Source organism: Arthrobacter sp. Y3221159 (assembly GCF_059089885.1).
The window spans coordinates 1-619 of sequence record NZ_JBNHFC010000051.1; the positions used below are offsets into that span (position 1 = coordinate 1).

General features: G+C 65.4%; 2 protein-coding genes. Both read left to right on the forward strand.

The genetic code is table 11. The annotated features are described in order from the left end of the window. Positions 1-264, forward strand: a 264-nt coding sequence (locus AC5RT3_RS20610) for a phage holin family protein (protein WP_494125110.1), incomplete at its 5' end; no start/stop codon positions are given. Further along, on the forward strand, positions 261-619 hold a 359-nt coding region (locus AC5RT3_RS20615; RefSeq protein ID WP_494125111.1), incomplete at its 3' end, for a DUF3618 domain-containing protein. The genes AC5RT3_RS20610 and AC5RT3_RS20615, both read left to right, overlap by 4 nt.

Consider the following 619-nt stretch of genomic DNA (forward strand, 5'->3'; position numbering starts at 1 on the left):
AAGGGCGGCGGGATGCTCGCCGGCGCCGGCGTGGCCGGACACTTCGTCCTTCTCTTCCTGTCCCTGGCCCTGATGTTCGCCCTCGGCGCCCTGATGCCCCTGGGCTGGGCCGCCGTGATCGTTGCCGTCCTCTGGGCCATCATCGCCGCGATCCTGGCCTCCATTGGCCGCAAGGAACTCAAGAAGATCAAGGGCCTGCCGCAGACCGGCGAAACCCTCTCCGAAATCCCCCCAACCCTAAAACCAGGTGAGGTCAACCGATGAGCGAGAACCCTGACGCAATCCGCCAGAACATAGAAGAAACCCGCGCACGGCTGGGCACCAACGTGGACGCCGTCGCGGACAAGGTCACCCCGTCCAACATCGTCAACCGCCAAACCGACAAGGTCAAAGACGCCGTGACCGGGGTCAAGGAGAGAATCATGGGAGCAGCAGACCACGCCACCACCCGCGTGCAGGACACCATGCACTCCGGGACCGGCCACACCAGCGACGCCCTGCACAGCACCGGGGACACCCTCCACGGCGCCAAGGACAACGTCTCCGCCAAACTCTCCGATGCCGGCACCGCAATCTCCCAGGCACCGGACCAGGTCAAAGCCAAGGCACAGGGCAACCC